The sequence below is a fragment of the Streptomyces sp. NPDC088817 genome (assembly GCF_044750345.1).
Lineage (GTDB): Bacteria > Actinomycetota > Actinomycetes > Streptomycetales > Streptomycetaceae > Streptomyces.
Map to the genome: position 1 here is coordinate 48205 of NZ_JBIVJN010000013.1, position 20157 is coordinate 68361.

General features: G+C 71.4%; 17 protein-coding genes, 1 pseudogene and 1 riboswitch. Of the genes and pseudogenes, 10 read left to right on the forward strand and 8 right to left on the reverse strand.

Going from position 1 to position 20157, the window contains the following annotated elements; translation table 11 throughout:
- Window positions 1-63 precede the first annotated feature (63 nt).
- Entirely contained in the window at window positions 64-672 is a 609-nt protein-coding gene (locus ACIP4X_RS23385) for an NADAR family protein (RefSeq protein ID WP_358734643.1), read from the forward strand.
- 34 nt (window positions 673-706) lie between these two features.
- Here the strand turns inward: ACIP4X_RS23385 and ACIP4X_RS23390 are convergent, their stop codons facing one another.
- Entirely contained in the window at window positions 707-1372 is a 666-nt protein-coding gene (locus tag ACIP4X_RS23390; RefSeq protein ID WP_358734645.1) for a DUF4190 domain-containing protein, read from the reverse strand.
- A gap of 129 nt (window positions 1373-1501) precedes the next feature.
- On the opposite strand from ACIP4X_RS23390, the pseudogene ACIP4X_RS23395 reads away from it, so the two are divergent.
- The 3 genes and pseudogenes from ACIP4X_RS23395 (at window position 1502) to ACIP4X_RS23405 (ending at window position 4760) form a co-directional block, all read left to right on the forward strand.
- Window positions 1502-2666: pseudogene (locus ACIP4X_RS23395) on the forward strand (adenosine deaminase).
- A gap of 28 nt (window positions 2667-2694) precedes the next feature.
- On the forward strand, window positions 2695-3393 hold the full coding sequence (locus ACIP4X_RS23400) for a glycerophosphodiester phosphodiesterase family protein (RefSeq protein WP_391458347.1): 699 nt from the start codon (window positions 2695-2697) through the stop codon (window positions 3391-3393).
- Window positions 3394-3542: 149 nt separating this feature from the next.
- Window positions 3543-4760, forward strand: coding sequence for a serine hydrolase domain-containing protein (locus ACIP4X_RS23405; protein WP_401350400.1), 1218 nt, complete (start codon window positions 3543-3545; stop codon window positions 4758-4760).
- A 12-nt stretch (window positions 4761-4772) separates the two neighbouring features.
- Here ACIP4X_RS23405 and ACIP4X_RS23410 read toward each other — a convergent pair whose 3' ends face one another.
- Window positions 4773-5963 carry an extracellular solute-binding protein gene (locus ACIP4X_RS23410; RefSeq protein WP_391458345.1) on the reverse strand — a complete coding sequence of 397 codons (1191 nt, stop codon included), beginning with the start codon at window positions 5961-5963 and terminating at the stop codon, window positions 4773-4775.
- A 233-nt stretch (window positions 5964-6196) separates the two neighbouring features.
- Window positions 6197-7636 carry a gamma-aminobutyraldehyde dehydrogenase gene (locus tag ACIP4X_RS23415; protein ID WP_358734652.1) on the reverse strand — a complete coding sequence of 480 codons (1440 nt, stop codon included), beginning with the start codon at window positions 7634-7636 and terminating at the stop codon, window positions 6197-6199.
- Window positions 7637-7806: 170 nt separating this feature from the next.
- On the opposite strand from ACIP4X_RS23415, the gene ACIP4X_RS23420 reads away from it, so the two are divergent.
- The 6 genes from ACIP4X_RS23420 to ACIP4X_RS23445 all read left to right on the forward strand — a co-directional run bounded on the left by ACIP4X_RS23420 (window position 7807) and on the right by ACIP4X_RS23445 (window position 14038).
- Complete coding sequence (locus ACIP4X_RS23420) at window positions 7807-8325, forward strand: Lrp/AsnC family transcriptional regulator (protein ID WP_358734654.1); 519 nt, start codon at window positions 7807-7809, stop codon at window positions 8323-8325.
- Window positions 8310-9689 (forward strand): aspartate aminotransferase family protein, encoded by a 1380-nt coding sequence (locus ACIP4X_RS23425; RefSeq protein ID WP_358734656.1) that lies wholly within the window; start codon window positions 8310-8312, stop codon window positions 9687-9689. The genes ACIP4X_RS23420 and ACIP4X_RS23425 overlap by 16 nt, the downstream gene beginning before the upstream one ends.
- 256 nt (window positions 9690-9945) lie before the next feature.
- Window positions 9946-10689 carry an ATP-binding cassette domain-containing protein gene (locus ACIP4X_RS23430; RefSeq protein ID WP_358734658.1) on the forward strand — a complete coding sequence of 248 codons (744 nt, stop codon included), beginning with the start codon at window positions 9946-9948 and terminating at the stop codon, window positions 10687-10689.
- Window positions 10671-12479 (forward strand): pentapeptide repeat-containing protein, encoded by a 1809-nt coding sequence (locus tag ACIP4X_RS23435; protein WP_401350406.1) that lies wholly within the window; start codon window positions 10671-10673, stop codon window positions 12477-12479. Before ACIP4X_RS23430 ends, ACIP4X_RS23435 begins: the two co-directional genes overlap by 19 nt.
- A gap of 141 nt (window positions 12480-12620) precedes the next feature.
- Window positions 12621-13028: a VOC family protein gene (locus ACIP4X_RS23440; RefSeq protein ID WP_358734662.1), complete on the forward strand. Its 408-nt coding sequence runs from the start codon at window positions 12621-12623 to the stop codon at window positions 13026-13028.
- Between the two features lie 260 nt (window positions 13029-13288).
- The gene (locus tag ACIP4X_RS23445; RefSeq protein WP_358734664.1) at window positions 13289-14038 is read left to right on the forward strand and encodes an LAETG motif-containing sortase-dependent surface protein; all 750 of its coding nucleotides are present in this window, start codon (window positions 13289-13291) and stop codon (window positions 14036-14038) included.
- Window positions 14039-14095: 57 nt separating this feature from the next.
- Here the strand turns inward: ACIP4X_RS23445 and ACIP4X_RS23450 are convergent, their stop codons facing one another.
- From ACIP4X_RS23450 to rlmN, 5 genes are all read right to left on the reverse strand, one after another.
- Window positions 14096-14890 carry a maleylpyruvate isomerase N-terminal domain-containing protein gene (locus tag ACIP4X_RS23450; protein WP_391458338.1) on the reverse strand — a complete coding sequence of 265 codons (795 nt, stop codon included), beginning with the start codon at window positions 14888-14890 and terminating at the stop codon, window positions 14096-14098.
- Window positions 14891-14900: 10 nt separating this feature from the next.
- Entirely contained in the window at window positions 14901-15935 is a 1035-nt protein-coding gene (locus ACIP4X_RS23455) for an ATP-binding cassette domain-containing protein (RefSeq protein ID WP_391458336.1), read from the reverse strand.
- Entirely contained in the window at window positions 15936-17609 is a 1674-nt protein-coding gene (locus ACIP4X_RS23460; RefSeq protein WP_401350411.1) for an ABC transporter permease, read from the reverse strand.
- Complete coding sequence (locus tag ACIP4X_RS23465; protein ID WP_401350413.1) at window positions 17585-18661, reverse strand: thiamine ABC transporter substrate binding subunit; 1077 nt, start codon at window positions 18659-18661, stop codon at window positions 17585-17587. The genes ACIP4X_RS23460 and ACIP4X_RS23465 overlap by 25 nt, the downstream gene beginning before the upstream one ends.
- Window positions 18662-18743: 82 nt before the next feature.
- Window positions 18744-18849, reverse strand: a riboswitch (TPP riboswitch).
- A gap of 43 nt (window positions 18850-18892) precedes the next feature.
- Entirely contained in the window at window positions 18893-19999 is a 1107-nt protein-coding gene (rlmN, locus tag ACIP4X_RS23470; RefSeq protein ID WP_401350416.1) for a 23S rRNA (adenine(2503)-C(2))-methyltransferase RlmN, read from the reverse strand.
- Window positions 20000-20157 lie beyond the last annotated feature (158 nt).

A 20157-nucleotide genomic window follows, 5' to 3' on the forward strand; every position in this document is an offset into this window, starting at 1 on the left:
GGTGTCGAGTCGGCACGGAAAAGGCAGGACGGTGTGTCAGTGGTGCGTGCCACACTCGCGTGCATGGGGAACATCGACTCCTGGCAGGCTCTGACCAGGGAAGTCCGCGCCGGGCGACGCGTGCGCTACCTGCACTTCTGGGGACATCGGCCGCACCCGGGCGGCCGGGTCGGACCGAGCTGTCTGAGCCAGTGGTGGCCGTCGCCGTTCACCGTGGACGCGGTGCCGTACGCGACCGCGGAGCACTGGATGATGGCCGGCAAGGCGCGGCTGTTCGGGGACGCGGAGGCGGAGCGGCGGGTGCTGGCCGCGGGGCATCCGGCCGAGGCCAAGAAGGAGGGGCGGCTCGTACGCGGCTTCGACGAGCGCGTATGGGAGCGCGAGCGGTTCCGGATCGTGGTGGAGGGCAGCGTCCACAAGTTCGCCGCCCACCCCGCGCTGCGCGAGTTCCTGCTGGCCACGGGCGAGCGAAGCGAGATGGGGGTCCCCCCGGCCGAAGGCTGGGGGAGTGTGCTGGTCGAGGCGAGTCCGGTGGACCGTATATGGGGCATCGGACTGGCCGCGGGCGACGAGGCGGCGGCCGACCCGGAGCGCTGGCACGGGCCGAACCTGCTGGGCTTCGCCCTGATGCAGGCACGCGAGCGGCTACGGACCGACGCACGCACGAGCTGACCGGCCCGCGCCGGGGCGCGGGCCGGTCGCGGTGTCAGTGGGCGGTCTGGACCGTCACGGTCGGCAGAGGGGCTCGGGCGCCCTCGTCCCAGGAGCTGTCCGAGACCTCGACGTGGTTGGCATAGGCGACGCCGATGATCACCAGGACGATCACGGCGAGGCCGAGGACGATACCGATGATGCCCGTGATCAGCCCGGCCTGGGCCTGGCCGCGGTTGTTGGCCTCGCCGCTGTCGGCCTTCCGGCGGCCCTTGACACCGAAGACCACGGCGAGGACGCCGAGCACCACGCTGAAGATGCCGTAGACGCAGAACATCACGCAGGACAGGATGCCGAGCACCATGGCGGCGGTGCCCATCCCGTTCTGCGGGGGCATCGGCATGCCGGACCAGCCCTGGCCCGCTCCCGGATAGGTGGGGTAGCCGTACCCACCGGGGACGCCGCCGGGGGGCACGCCCGGACCGGTGGGCGCGACGGGCGGCGGCGGTACGGAGTCCGCGGTGGGAGCGCCGTAGCCGGGCGGCGGGAAACCGGCCCCCGGCGTGGAGATCATCGTCTCCTGGTCGTGCACGGAGGGCGGAGGGAAACCGGACGGCTGCTCCGGGGCCGGCGGGTTCTTCTCCAGAGAAGGTCTGCTACCGGGCGCTGCCCACGGATCCTCGTTCCCCGCGCCACCGCCGGCCTGCGTTCCGTCCGTCATGTCGTCTCCCCCTTGATCGATCGCCCCGCCATGCTAAGGCCTGACCGGCTCAGGCGGACCGCCGGGATCCGGGTGACTCCGCCCACGCTCCGGGTCCGCCCGGGGGCCACGGCGAGGCATGCGCCTACGATGACCGTGCTCACCGATCAGCCGATCACCCGCGCCGCGCCCCCGGGGCCCGCGGCGCCCTTCCCGGGGAGGGAACCCCTTGACCGACCAGCACGCACCCCGTGACCCGCGCACGCTGCTCGACCCGCAGGCACCGCGTGACCGGCACGCCTTCATCGCCGGACTGCCCAAGGCCGAACTGCACGTGCACCACGTCGGCTCCGCCTCCCCCCGGATCGTCTCCGAGCTGGCCGCCCGCCACCCCGACTCCAAGGTGCCCACCGACCCCGAGGCCCTGACCGACTACTTCACCTTCACGGACTTCGCCCACTTCATCGAGGTGTACCTGTCCGTCGTGGACCTGATCCGCACCCCGGAGGACGTCCGGCTGCTGACCTACGAGGTGGCCCGCGACCTGGCCCGGCAGCAGGTGCGCTACGCGGAGCTCACCATCACGCCGTTCTCCTCCACCCGCCGGGGCATCGACGAGCGCGCCTTCATGGACGCGATCGAGGACGCCCGCAAGGCGGCGGAGGCCGAGTTCGGGACCGTACTGCGCTGGTGCTTCGACATCCCCGGCGAGGCCGGACTGGAGTCGGCCGAGGAGACCACCCGGCTCGCCACCGACGACCGGCTGCGCCCGGAGGGCCTGGTCTCGTTCGGGCTCGGCGGGCCCGAGATCGGCGTACCGCGACCCCAGTTCAAGCCCTACTTCGACCGGGCGATCGCCGCCGGGCTGCGCTCCGTCCCGCACGCCGGCGAGACCACCGGCCCCCAGACGGTGTGGGACGCGCTGACCGAGCTGCGTGCCGAGCGGATCGGCCACGGCACCAGCTCCGCCCTGGACCCGAAGCTGCTCGCCCACCTCGCCGAACACCGCATCCCGCTGGAGGTCTGCCCGACCTCCAACATCGCCACCCGGGCGGTGCGCACCCTCGAGGAGCACCCCATCAAGGAGTTCGCCCGCGCCGGGGTCCTCGTCACGGTCAACTCCGACGACCCGCCGATGTTCGGCACGGACCTCAACAACGAGTACGCCGTGGCCGGCCGGCTGCTCGACCTCGACGAGCGGGGTCTGGCCGAGCTGGCCAAGAACGCGGTGCACGCCTCCTTCATGGACGCGGCCGGCAAGGCACGCGTCGCGGACGAGATCGACGACTACACCGCACGGTGGCTCGCACCCTGAGCGGGACCCGGCGGGACACAATGGGGCCATGCAGACCGTGACCGCCGTCGCGCACCGCGGCGACCCCTACCGCTTCCGCGAGAACACCGTCGACTCGCTGCGCTCCGCGTTCGAGCAGGGCGCGGACGCCGTCGAGATCGACGTACGGCTGACCCGGGACGGTGTTCCGGTGCTGCTCCACGACGAGTCGCTGAAGCGGCTGTGGGCCCACGACCGGCAGTTGCACGCGCTGTCCGCGGCGGAGGTGCGCGATGTGACGGACGGTCTGGTGCCCACGCTGGAGGACGCGCTCACCGCGACGGGCGACGGCCGGGTGATGATCGACCTGCCGGGCCCGGCCCGCCCGCGGGCGGTGCGGCGGATCGTCGACGTCGTCGCCGCGTGCGGGGCCCGGGACCGCGTGTACTACTGCGCGGGCGCGGAGGCCATGCTCGCCGTGCGCGCCGCCGACCCGGCCGCCGAGATCGCGCTGACCTGGACGACCCTCGCGCCGCCGCGGGCCGGGCTGCTGGACGCGGTGCGGCCCCGCTGGCTGAACTACCGCTTCACGCTGGTGGACCGGGATCTCGCCGCCCGCGTCCACCGCGACGGTTACCTGCTGTCCGTCTGGACCCCCGACACCCGCCGCTCCCTGCGCCGCCTCCTGGACCTCGGCGCCGACTCGATCACGACCAACCGCGTCGACCTGCTGCACACCCTGCGCGCCGGGCACACCACGGCACCGTAGGGGGTGGCCCCCGACAACACCCCGACGCGGCCCGGCACTTGCTCCGGGTCACCTCGGGGGCGGTTGCCCTCCCCGACGACGATCCACAGGCCGCCGCATGCCTGAAGGATGTTCGGCACCAGCCCACCGAACACCCTCCGGGAGCACCGATGCACGCACGCGCCACGGCTCTGACGGCCGCCTCCGTCGTCCTCGCCCTGGTCACCACACCGATCGCCGCCGCACCGGCCCTGGCCGCCCCCGCCCCGGCCGCAACCGCGGCGGCCGCAACCGCGGCGGCCGCCGGCCCCGCCCTCTCCGGCCGGGAGTCACCGGCCGCCGACCGCGCCCGTTCCGGCCCGGACGCCGAAGCGCTGCGTGCCGCCATCGCCAGGCTGCCCGACGCGGACGCCACGGCCGCCCTGGTCCGCGTCGGCGGCACCGGCGGCACCTGGCACGGCAGCGCGGGCGTGCACGATCTGCGCGGCGGCCGGCCGGCCGACCCGGACGCGCGGTTCCGCGCCGGTTCGACGACGAAGGTGGTGACGGCGGCAGTCGTGCTGCGGCTCGCGGCACAGGGCCGGGTCGACCTGGACGCGCCGGTCCAGCGGTACCTTCCGGGCCTGCTGACCAGGGACTTCCAGCCCATCGCCGTACGGCAGTTACTCAACCACACCAGCGGCATCCAGTCCGGTGACGGCTTCGGGGACGACTTCGAGGAGCAGTACGCGCACCGCTTCGACACCCTGACACCACGCCAGGTGGTGGCGTCGGCGGTGGCCAAGGGGCCGGAGTTCGAACCGGGCCGCCGGCAGGACTACCTGAACATCAACTACACGATCCTCGGCCTGCTCGTCGAGAAGGTGACGGGTCACTCCTACGCCTCCGAGGCCACGCGGCTCGTCCTGCGTCCCGCGGGTATGCGGGACACCTGCTTCCCCGGCACCGACCCGCGGATCCACGGCCCGCACAACCACGGCTACCAGGCGGTGCGCGGGGCCGACGGCACGAGGCGGTTCGTCGACGTCACCGACTGGAACCAGGCGGACCGCTGGGCGGCCGGTGACATGATCTCCACGACCGCCGACCTGGAACGGCTCCTGCGCGCGCTGTTCCACGGCAGCATCGTGCCGCGACCGCAACTGGAGGAGATGTTCACGGTCCCGGTGGGCATCGAGGGCGCCACCTACAGCGCGGGCCTCCAGCGCTTCGAGTACGGCGGCCGGGTGTACTGGATCAAGTCCGGCGCCCGCTACGGCTACAGCGCCGTGCTCGGCGCGACCCGCGATCTGAGCCGCACCCTCGTCTACTCGGTCAACTCCACCGATGCCAAGGGCGAGTCCATGAACCCGGTGGCCGAACGCATCGCGCTGGCGGCACTCAGGTAGCGGCACTGTCCGCTACAGGCCCACGATGGCGTTCCAGCGCTTGGCGAAGTCCACGCGTTCCTCGGAGGACATGTCGCGGGCGATGGCGAGGCGCTCGCGCATGGTCGCGTCGGGGAAGATCAGCGGGTTCTCGGCGAGTTCGGCGGTGTCCTTGTCCTTGGAGTCGGCGAGGACGCCCTGGGCCGCCGGGACGGGGCAGACGTAGTTGACCCAGGTGGCGAGTTCCGCGGCCACCTCGGGGTCGTAGTAGTAGTCGATCAGGCGTTCCGCGTTGGCCTTGTGGCCGGCCCGGTTGGGGATCATCCAGGAGTCCGACCACAGTTCGGCGCCCTCCTCGGGCACGACGAAGCGGATGTCCGGATTGTCGGCCTGGAGCTGGATCACGTCGCCCGAGTAGGCCTGGCAGGCCAGGACGTCCCCGCTGACCAGGTCCTTGGTGTAGTCGTTGCCGGTGAAGCGGCGGATCTGGCCGTTGTGGACCTGCCGCTCCACCTGGTCGCAGACCTTGTCGAAGTCGCGTGTCCGCCACTTGGTGATGTCCACGCCGTCGGCCTGCATCAGCAGGGCGAACGCCTCGTCCAGGCCGGACAGCAGGGTGACGCGGCCCTTGAGGTCCTTCGCCCACAGGTCGGAGACCTGGCGGATCTCACGGCCGAGCTTACGGCGGTTGTAGGCGATGCCGGTGATGCCCGACTGGTAGGGCATCGTGAACCTGCGTCCCGGGTCGAAGGCGGGGTCGCGCAGCAGCGGGTCGAGGTACTTGGCCACCTGCGGCTGACGGGCGCGGTCCATCTCCTGCACCCAGCCCAGCCGGACGAACCGCGCGCACAGCCAGTCGCTGATCACGATGAGGTCGCGGCCCGGGTCCTGATGGTTCATCAGCGACGGGCTGATCTTGCCGAAGAACTCGTCGTTGTCGTTGATCTCCTCGACGTAGTCGACGGCGATGCCCGTGCGCTTCTCGAAGGCCTCCAGGGTGGGCCGCCGGTTCGGGTGCTTGTCGTCGGTGTCGATGTAGAGCGGCCAGTTCGCCCAGTTCAGCCGGTGATCCGTGGCGGAGGCGTCCGGGATGGCGCGGTCACCGGGCTGGACGTAGGCGGCGGGCACCCCGCAGCCGGCGAGCGCACCGATCGCGGCCGTGCCGCCCAGGGCGCGCAGCAGGGACCGGCGGGAGAGCGGGGGCGTCTTCGGAGTCTTGGGCACCGGCCAAGGATGCCGTTCCTGTCCGCGGCCGGACAATCGACGCAGCGTCGAGCACGCCGGGAGGGACCCGACACCTTGTCGATCAACGCCCGGTCGCACCTGCGGCGGGCTTCCCGCCGCGGACGCACCGCGGCCCCGGACGGTCCGTTCTCCGTCCGGGGCCGCGAGCGGGCGAGCCATCCGGTCAGCGCCTCACGTGGCCGGTGCCACGCTGCCGGCGCACACGGCCGGCGTCACGCGTCGAGCGACGTCATCACGTGCTTGATGCGCGTGTAGTCCTCGAAGCCGTACGCCGACAGGTCCTTGCCATAGCCGGACTTCTTGAAGCCGCCGTGCGGCATCTCGGCGACCAGCGGGATGTGGGTGTTGATCCACACGCAGCCGAAGTCGAGCCTCTTGGACATCCGCATGGCGCGGGAGTGGTCCTTGGTCCACACCGAGGAGGCCAGTGCGTACTCGACGCCGTTGGCCCACTCCACGGCCTGGTCCTCGTCCGCGAAGGACTGCACGGTGATGACCGGGCCGAAGACCTCGCGCTGGATGATCTCGTCGTCCTGCTTCAGGCCCGAGACGACGGTCGGGGCGTAGAAGTAGCCCTTGTCGCCGACCTGGTGGCCGCCGGCCTCGACCTTGGCGTGGGCGGGCAGCCGCTCGATGAAGCCGGCCACCTGCTTGAGCTGGTTGGGGTTGTTCAGCGGGCCGAACAGGACGTCCTCGTCGTCCGGCTGCCCGGTCCTGGTCTCGGCCGCGGCCTTGGCGAGCGCCGAGACGAACGCGTCGTGGATGGACTCGTGCACGAGGACGCGGGTGGCGGCCGTGCAGTCCTGGCCGGCGTTGAAGAAGCCGGCGACCGAGATGTCCTCGACGGCCTTGTCGATGTCGGTGTCCTCGAAGACCACGACCGGGGCCTTGCCGCCCAGCTCCAGGTGGACCCGCTTGAGGTCCTTGGAGGCCGACTCGGCGACCGACATGCCGGCGCGCACGGAACCGGTGATGGAGGCCATCGCCGGGGTCGGGTGCTCCACCATCAGACGGCCGGTGTCGCGGTCGCCGCAGATGACGTTGAAGACGCCCTCGGGCAGGACCGAGCCGATGATGTCGGCGATCAGCACCGTGGAGGCGGGGGTGGTGTCCGACGGCTTCAGGACCACCGTGTTGCCCGCGGCGAGCGCCGGGGCGAACTTCCACACGGCCATCATCATCGGGTAGTTCCACGGCGCCACCTGCGCGCAGACGCCGATCGGCTCGCGGCGGATGATCGAGGTCAGCCCCTCCATGTACTCGCCGGCCGAGCGGCCCTCGAGCATCCGGGCCGCACCCGCGAAGAAGCGGATCTGGTCGACCATCGGCGGGATCTCCTCGGAGCGGGTCAGCCCGATGGGCTTGCCCGTGTTCTCCACCTCGGCCGCGATCAGTTCCTCGGCGCGCTCCTCGAAGGCGTCCGCGATCTTCAGCAGCGCCTTCTGGCGCTCGGCCGGGGTGGTGTCGCGCCAGGCCGGGAAGGCCTCGGCGGCGGCGGCCATGGCGGCGTCGACGTCCGCCTGCCCGGACAGCGGCGCGGTCGCGTACGCCTCGCCCGTCACGGGGTTGACCACCTCGGTGGTCCGTCCGTCGGCGGCGTCGCGGAACTCACCGTTGATGTAGTTGCGCAGACGACGCAGCTCGGTGCTCACTGCCGGCCCTCCTGGTCTGTTCAAGATGTCCCATCGCTGAGGCACCCACCCTAGTCCGCGGTGCCACGTTTTCAACACCCCTGTCGGCGCGAGTTCTGCGAAATCCGCACGTCTCGGTGTCGCAAACAACGAATTTCATCGCATCGGCCTTGCGGAACTGTCGATACGTCGTGCACAGTGTGCTCGTGCCCAGTAGAAGCGCAGAGCAGAGGGACTCCCGCGAGTCCAGGAACGGCAGCAGCCCGAACCTGGACGCCGTCTCCCTCGCCATCATCGAGCAGTTGCAGGAGGACGGCCGCCGTCCGTACGCAGCCATCGGCAAGGCCGTCGGCCTGTCCGAGGCCGCCGTGCGCCAGCGCGTCCAGAAGCTGCTCGACCAGGGCGTGATGCAGATCGTCGCCGTGACCGACCCGCTCACCGTGGGCTTCCGTCGGCAGGCGATGGTCGGGATCAACGTCGAGGGCGACACGGAGTCCGTGGCCGACGCTCTGACCGGCATGTCGGAAGTCGAGTACGTGGTGATGACCGCGGGCTCGTTCGACATCCTCGCCGAGATCGTCTGCGAGGACGACGACCAGCTGCTGGACGTCATCAACAAACGCATCCGGGCGTTGCCCGGCGTGCGCTCCACCGAGAGCTTCGTCTACCTCAAGCTCAAGAAGCAGACCTACATGTGGGGAACCCGATAACCGTGAGCAAGGACCTCAGCCGTACCGCGTACGATCACCTGTGGATGCACTTCACCCGCATGTCCTCGTACGAGAACGCCCCCGTGCCGACGATCGTGCGCGGCGAGGGCACCTACATCTACGACGACAAGGGCAAGCGCTACCTCGACGGTCTCGCGGGCCTGTTCGTGGTCCAGGCCGGTCACGGCCGCACGGAGCTGGCGGAGGCCGCGGCCAAGCAGGCGCAGGAGCTGGCGTTCTTCCCCGTCTGGTCCTACGCCCACCCCAAGGCCGTCGAGCTGGCCGAGCGTCTGGCGGACCACGCCCCGGGGGACCTGAACAAGGTCTTCTTCACCACCGGCGGCGGCGAGGCGGTCGAGACCGCCTGGAAGCTCGCCAAGCAGTACTTCAAGCTGATCGGCAAGCCCACCAAGTACAAGGTCATATCCCGCGCGGTCGCCTACCACGGCACCCCGCAGGGCGCCCTGTCCATCACCGGCCTGCCGGGCCTGAAGGCGCCGTTCGAGCCGCTGGTGCCGGGCGCGCACAAGGTGCCGAACACCAACATCTACCGCGCCCCGCTCTTCGGCGACGACCCGGAGGCCTTCGGCCGCTGGGCCGCCGACCAGATCGAGCAGCAGATCCTCTTCGAGGGCCCGGACACGGTCGCCGCGGTCTTCCTCGAGCCGGTGCAGAACGCCGGCGGCTGCTTCCCGCCGCCGCCCGGGTACTTCCAGCGCGTGCGCGAGATCTGCGACCAGTACGACGTGCTGCTCGTCTCCGACGAGGTCATCTGCGCCTTCGGCCGCCTGGGCACCACGTTCGCCTGTGACAAGTTCGGCTACGTCCCGGACATGATCACCTGCGCCAAGGGCATGACCTCGGGCTACTCCCCGATCGGCGCGTGCATCATCTCCGACCGCCTGGCCGAGCCGTTCTACAAGGGCGACAACACCTTCCTGCACGGGTACACCTTCGGCGGCCACCCGGTCTCCGCCGCGGTGGGCCTGGCCAACCTCGACCTGTTCGAGCGCGAGGGCCTCAACCAGCACGTGCTGGACAACGAGGGCGCCTTCCTCTCCACCCTGCAGAAGCTGCACGACCTGCCGATCGTCGGCGACGTTCGCGGCAACGGCTTCTTCTACGGCATCGAGCTGGTGAAGGACAAGAACACCAAGGAGTCCTTCAACGAGGAGGAGACCGAGCGGGTCCTGTACGGCTTCCTCTCCAAGGCGCTGTACGACAACGGCCTGTACTGCCGTGCCGACGACCGCGGCGACCCGGTCGTCCAGCTCGCCCCGCCGCTGATCTCCAACCAGGAGACCTTCGACGAGATCGAGCAGATCCTGCGCGCGACCCTGACGGAGGCGTGGACCAAGCTCTGACCGCGGCGGTCGGACCGCCGCGCGAAAGGCGCACACCTGCGATCAGCTGATCATCACCGGCCCCGGTGCCTACCGTTCGAGTGAGAAACGGCGGCCCGGGGCCGTGTGCTGTCCGGGCTCCTCAGAGCGGCTGCCTAGCGTGCTGTTGACGCGTCACTCTGCGTCGGACCGGCTCCGTGACCCGAGGTCTTCGGCCTCGTTCACCCGTACGGGGGACACGGCACGTCATCCCCGATGAGAACCGAGGTGTACGCCCATGGACGTCCCACCCGAGAACGAGGTGCTCTGGGCGCGGGCCCTGCACTACACCCACGACGACGGCTCGCCCGCTCTCGGCGGCGTCTCCCTCGGTGTCGCACAGGGCGAGATCCTCGCCGTGAGCGGGCCCAGCGGCAGCGGCAAGACCACCCTGCTGCGCTGCCTGTCCGGCATGACGCGGGTGCGGCGCGGCGAGGTCTGGTTCAACAGCGTCCCCCTGCACACCCTCGGCCCGCTGGCCCGTGAACGGCTGCGCCGGGACCGGTTCGGCTGGGTCGACCCGGCGCCCGTGCTCGTACCGGAGCTGAACGTCTGGGAGAACACGGCCCTGCCCCTGATGCTCCGCGGCACCAGCCGGCGACGGGCCAAGGTCGCCGCCCAGGAGTGGCTTGAGCGCCTCGACGTCGGCGACCTGGCGCGGATGCGCCCGCACCGGCTGCGCCAGGCCGAGCGGCAGCGCGTCTGCATCGCCCGCGCGCTCGCCCCCTTCCCCACGGTGCTGTTCGCCGACGAGCCGACGGCGCCGCTGCACCGCGCCGACCGCGCCCAGGTGCTGCGCACGCTCACCACCGCGGCCCGCTCGCACGGCATCACGGTCGTGCTCGCCACCCACGACGCCGCGACCGCGGCCCTCGCGGACCGGACCGTCGCGGTGCTCGACGGGCGGTGCGTGCGGACCGTGCACCTGCCCCCGGTCGGCGACACGGCGGAAGGCCGGGCCGCGTGCTCGCTCTCCGTCTGATCCGCGTCGCCCGCCCGGGCGTCCAGCTGCGCCGCCTGACGGTCGCGGCGGCGTCGGCGGGCACGGGCTTCCTGCTGCTGTCCAGCCTCGGCTACGCGCTCGGCCACCCGGAGCACGCGGCCGCGGCGGCGCTGCGGCTGTCCTGGTGCGTGCTGCCCCTGGCCGCGACGCTGTACCTCGCGGTCGCGGTGGCCCGCACCGACCCGGGGACCCGTCCCCGCCCCGGTCTCTCGGCGCTCGGCCTCGGCCAGGGCCGGCTGATGGCCGTCTCGGCGGCCACGACCGCCCTGGCCTGCGGCCTCGGCTCGCTGCTCGCGCTGCTGGTCTTCACGTTCCTGCGCGGCGACGGCGCGGCCCAGGTGTTCCTGGCGGCCGGGGAGCCGCTGCCGGTACCGGCGGTGCTGACCCTGCTGGCCGTCGTCCCCGCCCTCGCCTCGGTGACGGTCGCGCTGGTGCTGCGCCCGCGCGAGGCGACGCCCGCGGCGGCCCGGCCCTCCGGCCGGCGGTTCGGTCGCTTCGGCGCGTACCGCCGCACCGGCACGCCGGAGACGTTCGGTGCGTACGGCCGCTTCGGCGCCCGGCTCGGCGACGGCACCGCCGCACGCCGGGGCGGCTCGGCGACGGCGTGCGCGACCCGCTCCCGGGACACGGCCGTCAGCACGATGCTGCCCGGGGACACCCGGACCGAGGAAAACCTGGCGGGTACGGGCCTGGTCGGGGCAGATCTGGCGGGTACGGGTCTGGTCGGGGCAGACCTGCCCGGGAGTGACCTGACCGGGACCGACCCGAACGGGAGTGACCTGACCGGCACCGACCCGAACGGGAGTGACCTGACCGGGACCGACCCGAACGGGACCGATCTGAGGGCCCACCTGACCGGGACCGGCCTGACCGATCCCGATGCGACCGGGACCGATCTGACGGGGACCGACCGGACCCGGATCCACCTGACCGGAACCGACCCGACCCGGACCGACCCGAGCAGGGCTGGCCTGACCGAGGCCGACCCGACCGGGGCCGGTCTGACCGGGACCGGCATCAGCGCGGCTGATCTGAAGGCGGCCGGCCTGACCGACTCTGACCTGGCCGGGACCGACCTGGCCGGGGCGCTCGGGGACGGCGGGCGTGAAGGTGTGCGTGACGGCTCCGATCCCGATCGGCCCCCGGCTCCGCGCCAGGCGCCCGCCGGGCTTCCCTGGGGGATCGCCGTGCTCGCCGCCGGGCTGACCGTGGAGGCGTACGCCGGACAGTCCGCCGACTCCGCTGCCACCGCAGGACCGGCCCTGCCCGGCGGGCTGGCGGCCGACTCCGCCACGGTGCTCGTCGGCTGGCTGATGACCGCTCTTGGTCTCGCCCTGGCCGGCCCCGGCCTCACCCACCTGTGCGGCCGGGTGCTCCAGTCCGCGCGCCCGGGAGCGCTGCGGCTCCTGGCCGGGCGCGTCCTGATGGCGGAGGCGGGCCGCGTCGGCCGCCCGCTGGGCGTGGCCTGCGCGGTGGCGTCGGGGACGTACGCCATGATCGCGGCCTACGACGGCACCGCGCGGCCGCTCGGCCCGCTGACGACGCTGGGCACGCTGCTCGTCGGCGGCTGCGCCCTGACGGCCCTCCTGATCGCCGCCGTCGAGGCGAGGCAGTCCCGTGCCGACGCCACCGCGGCGCTGCGCCGGCTCGGCGCGCCGGCCACGATGCTGCGCTCGGCCGCCCTCCTGCGCTGCGGCGCCCTGCTGGCCCTGTTCGTCCCGCTGACCCTGGTCGTCGCCGACCTCGCCGCACTGCCGCTGCTCCCCTGAATCACCGGCCCACCGGCCCATCGACCCGCCGTCGGTCCCGGAGACGACGTACGAAGAAGTCCCGGGGCCGCCGATGAATTCCGCGCCGGCCCCGGGTCTACCCCTGCGAACGGCAACGAACCGCGATGGGAGAGACCCGCCATGTACCAGCAGATGATCTTCGTGAACCTGGCGACGAACGACGTGGCCGCGTCCAGGAAGTTCTTCACCGACCTCGGCTACACCATCAACCCCCAGTTCTCCAGCGACGACTGCGCCTGCGTCGTCATCAGCGACACCATCATCGCGATGCTGCTCAGCAAGCAGCACTACGCGAACTTCACCAAGAAGGAGATCGCGGACTCGACCAGGTCCAGCGAGGTGCTCATCTGCCTGAGCGCGGAGAGCCGCGAGAAGGTCGACGAGCTGGTGGAGAAGGCGGTCGCGGCCGGCGGCACCGTGAGCGGCGAGACGCAGGACCAGGGCTTCATGTACGGCCGCGCCTTCGACGACCTCGACGGCCACACCTGGGAGGTCATGTGGATGGACCCGGCGGCCGTGCAGGGCTGAGCCCGCGGGGGGCGGAGGCTCACCACTATCGGGGCGGGTGCGTCGGCACCCGCCCCGACGTCTGCCAACACGTTGAAACATTTGACCAGTTAATAATGCGGTAAAGTCAACGCCGGTGGGAGGCTTTCGGATTGACACTCCCGCCGGAGCGCTTATAAATCTGAGCCTCCTGGGGTTTCTGGGAGTACGGCCTGATCGCCGCCCCAACACCCCGCAAACCCCCCGCAATTGGGCATCCCGTGAAGGGCAAAGTGGCTATCTTGTCCATATCCCGTCGTACCGCACGTACCGTGCGCATCCTCGGTGTCGCCTCCGCGTCCGCCGCTCTCGCTCTCGGCGCCGCGGGTAACGCGCTCGCCTGTGACATCAAGGACTTCTCCGCCGAAGCCAAGTGCGACGGCGACAACGGTGTCATTGTCGTCAAGAGCATCGACTCCTCCAGCACCTCGGCCACGGTCACCGTGTTCCTCGAGGACAAGGGTGCCGACGCCAAGAAGATCGGTGAGCAGGAGATCAAGGGTTCCCGTCAGGGGACCACGATCTCCTTCACCGAGGACTGGAAGCCGGACGCGGTCTACCGGATCCACGTCGAGACCGCGAAGAACAGCCGGTTCAAGGTCAACGCGGACATCAAGCCGAACCTGATCGCTCCGGCCACCGCGTGCAAGACCGAGAAGCCGTCCGAGGAGCCGACCGAGGAGCCGACCGACTCCACCACGCCGTCTCAGCCGGAGACGACGACCCCGGCTCCGTCCGAGTCCGCCCCGGAGTCGGAGGAGGCCCCGTCGCAGGAGGCGTCCTCGGCGCCGTCCGCCTCGGAGAGCACCAACGCTCCGGCCGGCAGCGAGAACAACGCTCCGTCGCCCGCGGTCGGTGACTCCAACCTCGCCGAGACCGGTGCCGACTCCAACACCGGCATGATCGCCGGCATCGCGGCCGCCCTGGTCGTCGTCGGCGGTGGCGCGGTGTTCTTCGGCATGCGCCGTCGTGGAGCGAACAGCAACCGCTGACGTCCCGCGCACGCCTTCCGTGGCCCGCCCCCGAGTTCGGGGGCGGGCCACGGTCGTTCAGAAGGCCGCCTGCTTGAGCCAGGACTCCAGCAGCTCCCGCTCGCCGAGCACCTCCAGGCCGGGGCTGTCCAGGGGAAGCCGGTTGTAGAACGCGAGCAGCACGGAGGTGAGCGGCCCGCGCAGGGCGACGGTCGCCTTCTCATGACCGCGGCGCCAGACGACACCGTCCTCGGTGAGCTCGACGACCCACTCGGCGTTCAGCTCGGGACCGGCGTCGGTGGCGTGCAGATGGATGCTGCGGCCCGGACCGTGCAGCTCCTGGACGCCCGGGCGCCTCCTGCTCCGCTGGATCAACTGCACGATCTGCAGCCACTCGTCGACGGCGTCGGCGGCCACGTCCGGGGCGACCTCGTAGGGCAGGCCCGCGGTGAGCGCCGCGTCGGCACGGTGGATCGTGATCTCGTTGGTCATCCGGCGGGCCCAGAAGCCGGCGTCGAGGATCCCGGCCCACGTCCACACCTTCGCGTCCGGTCCGGCCTCGCGAAGAGCCTCGACGAGGATGCGGCCGGTCTCCGCGAGCCAGGCGTCCAGGGCGGCCGGGTCGCCCTGCTCCTCGGGGCCCCCTGCGAGTGGGATGTCCGTGCCCGGAATGTTCTCCTGCGCGCGGGTCCTGACCAGCGCCTCGGTCAGGCGCAGGGCACCGCCCACGTGCCGGAGCAGCTGCTCCAGTGTCCAGTCCGGGCAGGTCGGCACAGTGCTCGACAAGTCGGCCCCGGAGGTGACCAGGGCCCTCAACTCGTCGACTTGGCAGGTGATTTGATCGCAGTAACGGTCGTAGGCAAGTAGCGTCATGCTCCGCACACTAGGTGCTTCGCGAGCATTCCATCACCAGGATTTCGCTCGTGTCGAACTCCACAGCCACCTCGTCCCCGACCTCCGGTGCCGTACGCAGGGCGCAGGCCGCCTCCAGACGCGGGGCGTTGGCGGGCTGGAGGTGGACGGTGACGTGGGTGCCCTTGAAGGTGCGCGCGGTCACCGTGCAGGGCAGGCCCTCGCCGGCGGCGACCAGGCGGACGCCGGCGGGCCGGACGAGGAGGGTGCGGGTGCCCTGGGCGGAGCCGTCGGGGACCGACACCTTGCCCCACGGGGTGACCGCGACCTCGCCGTCCACGCGCGCCTCCACCACGTTCTCGAAGCCGAGGAACCGGGCCACGAACGCGTCGGCCGGCCGCTGCCACACCTCAAGTGGCGTGCCCCACTGGGCGATCCGGCCGTCCCGCATCACCACGACCCGGTCGGCGAGGGCGAACGCCTCGCCCTGGTCGTGCGTGACGGCGAGCACGGTCGTGCCCAACCGCCCGAACAGCTCTCGCAGTTCGACGACGAGGCGCTCCCGCAGCGAGCGGTCGAGCTGGCCCAGCGGCTCGTCCAGCATCAGCAGCCGCGGCCGGGGGGCGAGCGCCCTGGCCAGGGCCACTCGCTGCTGCTCCCCGCCGGAGAGCGCGGCGACGGCCCGCCGCCCGGCCCCCGGCAGCCCGACCAGCTCCAGCAACTCCGCCACCCGGGCGTCCCGTTCACCCTTCGCCGCGCCGTGCATCCGCAGTCCGAAGCCGACGTTGCCGGCCACGTCCCGCTGCGGGAACAGCTGGTGGTCCTGGAACATCAGCCCCACCTCGCGCCGGTGCACCGGCACCCCCGACTGGTCCCGCCCGTCCAGCAGCACCCGTCCGGAGTCCAGCGGCTGAAGCCCGGCCACCGCGCGCAGCAGCGTCGACTTGCCGCTGCCGCTGGGGCCGAGCACGCAGACGATCTCGTGCTCGGCGACCGACAGGTCGACCGCGTCCAGCACGGCCCGTCCGCCGAAGCGCACGGTCGCGGCATCGAGGCTCAGCAGCATCTAGAACTCCCCGCTCCGGTCGGTGCGCAGCCGCTCGAGCACCAGCAGCGCCACCGCGCACACCACCATCAGAATCGTCGACAGGGCCATCGCCTGGCCGTAGTTGAGGTCGCCGGGGCGGCCGATCAGCCGGGCCACGGCGACCGGCAGCGTCGGATTGTCGGGGCGCCCGATGAACACGGTCGCCCCGAACTCCCCCAGGGACACCGCGAACGCGAACCCGGCGGCGACCAGCAGCGCCCGCCGCACGAGCGGCAGATCGACCTCCCGCCACACCCGCCACGGCGGGGCCCCGAGCACGGCCGCCGCCTCCCGCAGCCTTACGTCCACGGCGCGCAGCACGGGCAGCATGGTCCGTACCACGAACGGCACGCCGACCAGGGCCTGCGCGAGCGGGACCAGGATCCAGGACTGCCTGAGGTCCAGCGGCGGCCGGTCCAGGGCGATCAGGAAGCCGAAGCCGACGGTCACCGCCGAGACCCCGAGCGGCAGCATCAGCAGCGCGTCGAAGCCGCGTACGAGCCGGCCGGCGTCCCGGCGGGTGAGAGCGGCGGCGGCGAGCGCGCCGATCACCACGGCGATGGCGGTCGCCGCGGCGGCGTAGCCCAGGGAGGTGCCGACGGCGTGGATCGGCGCGACCAGGAAGGTGCCGCCGTCCGCGTCCGTCAGCGCCCGGTAGTAGCCGAACCCCGGCGCGGTGAGCGACCGCTGCACCAGGACGGCGAGCGGCAGCACGATGAGGACGGCGACGGTGGCGAGGACGCCGGCCAGCAGCGTCCACTGCCCGGCGCCGCGTGGCCTGCGGGCGGTCAGCGAGGCGTCCACCAGCTTCAGCGCGGTCTCCCGGCGCCGTACGGTCCAGGCGTGCGCGGCGAGGATCGCGCCGACCGCCGCGAACTGGACGATCGTCAGGACCGCCGCGGTCGCCAGGTCGAAGATCTCGGAGGTCTGCCGATAGATCTCCACTTCGAGGGTGGAGAAGGTGGGTCCGCCGAGGATCTGCACCACGCCGAAGGAGGTGAACGTGAACAGGAAGACCATCAGTGCCGCGGCGGCCACCGCGGGGGCCAGCGCGGGCAGGGTGACCTTGCGCCAGGCGGTCAGCGGCGAGGCGCCGAGCATCCGGGCCGCCTCCTCCTGGCGCGGGTCGAGTCCCGCCCACAGTCCGCCCACGGTCCGTACGACGACGGCGTAGTTGAAGAAGACGTGGGCGAGCAGGATCGCCCACACCGTGGTGTCAAGGCGGACGCCCCACAGTTCGTCGAGCAGGCCGCCGCGCCCCACCAGCGCGAGGAACGCGGTGCCGACCACCACGGTGGGCAGCACGAACGGCACGGTGACGACGGCCCGCAGGACCTGCCGACCGGGGAAGTCGAGACGGGCGAAGACATAGGCGCCGGGCAGGGCGACGAGCAGGGTGAGCGCGGTGGAGGCGAGCGCCTGCCAGGTGGTGAACCACAGCACGTGCCGGATGTCGGACTGTCCGAGCACATCGGTGATCCGCCCCAACTGCCAGGCCCCGTCGCTCTCCAGGCCGCGCCGGACGATCGCGGTCACGGGGTAGGCGAAGAACACCGCGAAGAACGCGACGGGCACGGCCATGAGACCGAGCCGCGCCGCGTTCCCCGTCCGGCGGCCGCGTCCGCGGCCTACCTGAGGACGAGCGAGGTCCACGACTTGACCCACTGGTCACGGTTGGCGGCGATCCGGTCGGGGGCCATGGTCTCGGGGTTCTTGGCCTGGGGACCGTACTCGGTGAACTCCGGGGGTACCTGGGCGGCTTCGCGCACCGGGTAGACGAACATGTTCAGCGGCATGTCCTCCTGGAACTTCTCGCTGAGCAGGAAGTCCAGGAAGGCCTTGCCCCCTTCGGTGTTCCCGGCGTTGCTGAGCAGTCCCGCGTACTCGACCTGGCGGAAGCAGGTGCCCTGCGCGACGCCGGTCGGCGCGGTCTTCGGGCGCGGGTCGGCGTAGATGACCTCGGCGGGCGGCGAGGAGGCGTAGGAGACGACGAGGGGCCGGTCGCCCTTGGCCTTCCTGCCGCCGGCGGAACCGGAGAACTCCTGGTTGTAGGCCTGCTCCCAGCCGTCGACGACCTTGACGCCGTTGGCCTTGAGCTTCTTCCAGTAGTCCTGCCAGCCCTTGTCGCCGTACTTGGCCCCGGTGCCGAGCAGGAAGCCGAGGCCGGGCGAGGAGGTGGCGGCGTTCTCGGTGACGAGGAGGTTCCTGTACCGCGGCTTGATCAGGTCGTCGAACGAGGCGGGCGGGGCCAGCTTGTGGTCGGCGAAGTACTTCTTGTCGTAGTTGACGCAGATGTCGCCGCTGTCGATGGGCGTGACGCGGTGCTTGGCCTCGTCGACCCGGTACTGCGGCAGGACCAGGTCGGCGCCCTTCGGCTCGTACGGCTGGAACAGCCCGTTGTCCAGGGCACGCGACAGCAGGGTGTTGTCGACGCCGAAGAAGACGTCGCCCTGCGGGTTGTCCTTGGTGAGGATGGCCTTGTTGACGGCCCGGCCGGCGTCGCCGTCCTCCAGGACCCTCACCTTGTAGCCGGAGCTCTTCTCGAAGTCCGCGATGACGCTCTTGGACGCGGCCCACGAGTCGTGGCTGACCAGCGTCACCGTTCTGGAGCCCGCGGAGTCCTTGTCGTTCGGTGACGAGCCGCACGCCGACAGCGTGACCAGGCCGAGCCCGACCACGACTGCCGTGAAGGTCTTGATGTGCACTGGATGTCCTCCTGGGGGTTGGCCAGGAAGAGACGCGGCCCTGCCCGGGATCCGCGAGGGACACCCGGGCAGGGCACAACAGCTTGAGTGGTGACCGAACTTCCTACCCAGAATGACCTGGGCGAGGTTCAGAGGGTCTGCGGCCGGTGCCGCACTCTCAGCGCTGTGGCGCTCCCCTGTCGGAATATGAAGATGTGTAGGTTCTCAGCCTACCTTCCGGCCATCGCGCGGCTACCTCTCGGTGGCGGCCAGCTGACCGCAGGCGCCGTCGATCTCCTGGCCCCGGGTGTCCCGGACGGTCACCGGCACACCGTGGGCGGCGATCGCCTCGACGAACGCCTTCTCGTCCTCGGGCCGCGACGCGGTCCACTTCGAGCCGGGCGTCGGGTTCAGCGGGATCAGGTTGACGTGCACGGGCTTGCCCTTGAGCAGCCGGCCGAGCCGGTCACCGCGCCACGCCTGGTCGTTGATGTCCCGGATCAGCGCGTACTCGATGGACAGCCGGCGCCCGGACCTGGCGGTGTACTCGAATCCGGCGTCGAGCACCTCCCGCACCTTCCACCGTGTGTTGACCGGGACGAGCGTGTCGCGCAGTTCGTCGTCGGGCGCGTGCAGGGAGATGGCGAGCCGGCACTTGAAGCCCTCGTCGGAGAACCGGTGGATCGCCGGCACGAGACCCACCGTCGAGACGGTGATCCCGCGCTGGGACAGGCCGAGCCCGTCCGGCTCGGGGTCGGTCAGGGCGCGGATGGCACCGACGACGCGGTTGTAGTTGGCGAGCGGCTCGCCCATGCCCATGAAGACGATGTTCGACAGGCGCGCGGGACCACCGGGCACCTCGCCGTCCCGCAGGGCGCGCATCCCGTCGACGATCTGGTGCACGATCTCGGCGGTGGACAGGTTCCGGTCGAGCCCGGCCTGTCCCGTGGCGCAGAACGGGCAGTTCATGCCGCAGCCCGCCTGCGAGCTGATGCACATGGTCACCCGGTCCGGGTAGCGCATGAGCACCGACTCCACGAGCGTGCCGTCGAACAGGCGCCACAGCGTCTTGCGGGTGGTCCCCTGGTCGGTCGACAGATGCCGTACGACCGTCATCAGCTCGGGAAGCAGCGCCTCCTGGAGCTTGGCGCGGGACCCGGTGGGGATGTCGGTCCACTGCTCCGGGTCGTGCGCGTACCGCGCGAAGTAGTGCTGCGAGAGCTGCTTCGCACGGAACGGCTTCTCGCCGATCGCGGCGACGGCCTCCTTGCGCTCGGCGGGCGACAGATCGGCAAGATGCCGCGGCGGCTTCTTGGCACCGCGCGGCGCGACGAAAGTAAGTTCTCCGGGCTTGGGCATGGTGGTACCAGTGTCGCAGATCCACTTGGGTGACCTGCGGCGCCTCGGACGGCCCCGGCGGGCGTGGCACACTCCGGAGGTGTCCGGCAGGGGGTGAGTGAGTCCGCCAAGGGGAGAGACGTGACCGGTGGTTGGCCGCTGAACCCTCATACACGAGG

Coding starts and splice junctions, on each gene's coding strand:
- ACIP4X_RS23385 (WP_358734643.1), top strand. CDS start 64: ATGGGGAACATCGACTCCTGGCAGGCTCTGACCAGGGAAGTCCGCGCC.
- ACIP4X_RS23390 (WP_358734645.1), bottom strand. CDS start 1,372: ATGACGGACGGAACGCAGGCCGGCGGTGGCGCGGGGAACGAGGATCCG.
- ACIP4X_RS23400 (WP_391458347.1), top strand. CDS start 2,695: ATGCAGACCGTGACCGCCGTCGCGCACCGCGGCGACCCCTACCGCTTC.
- ACIP4X_RS23405 (WP_401350400.1), top strand. CDS start 3,543: ATGCACGCACGCGCCACGGCTCTGACGGCCGCCTCCGTCGTCCTCGCC.
- ACIP4X_RS23430 (WP_358734658.1), top strand. CDS start 9,946: ATGGACGTCCCACCCGAGAACGAGGTGCTCTGGGCGCGGGCCCTGCAC.
- ACIP4X_RS23440 (WP_358734662.1), top strand. CDS start 12,621: ATGTACCAGCAGATGATCTTCGTGAACCTGGCGACGAACGACGTGGCC.
- ACIP4X_RS23450 (WP_391458338.1), bottom strand. CDS start 14,890: ATGACGCTACTTGCCTACGACCGTTACTGCGATCAAATCACCTGCCAA.
- ACIP4X_RS23455 (WP_391458336.1), bottom strand. CDS start 15,935: ATGCTGCTGAGCCTCGATGCCGCGACCGTGCGCTTCGGCGGACGGGCC.
- rlmN (WP_401350416.1), bottom strand. CDS start 19,999: ATGCCCAAGCCCGGAGAACTTACTTTCGTCGCGCCGCGCGGTGCCAAG.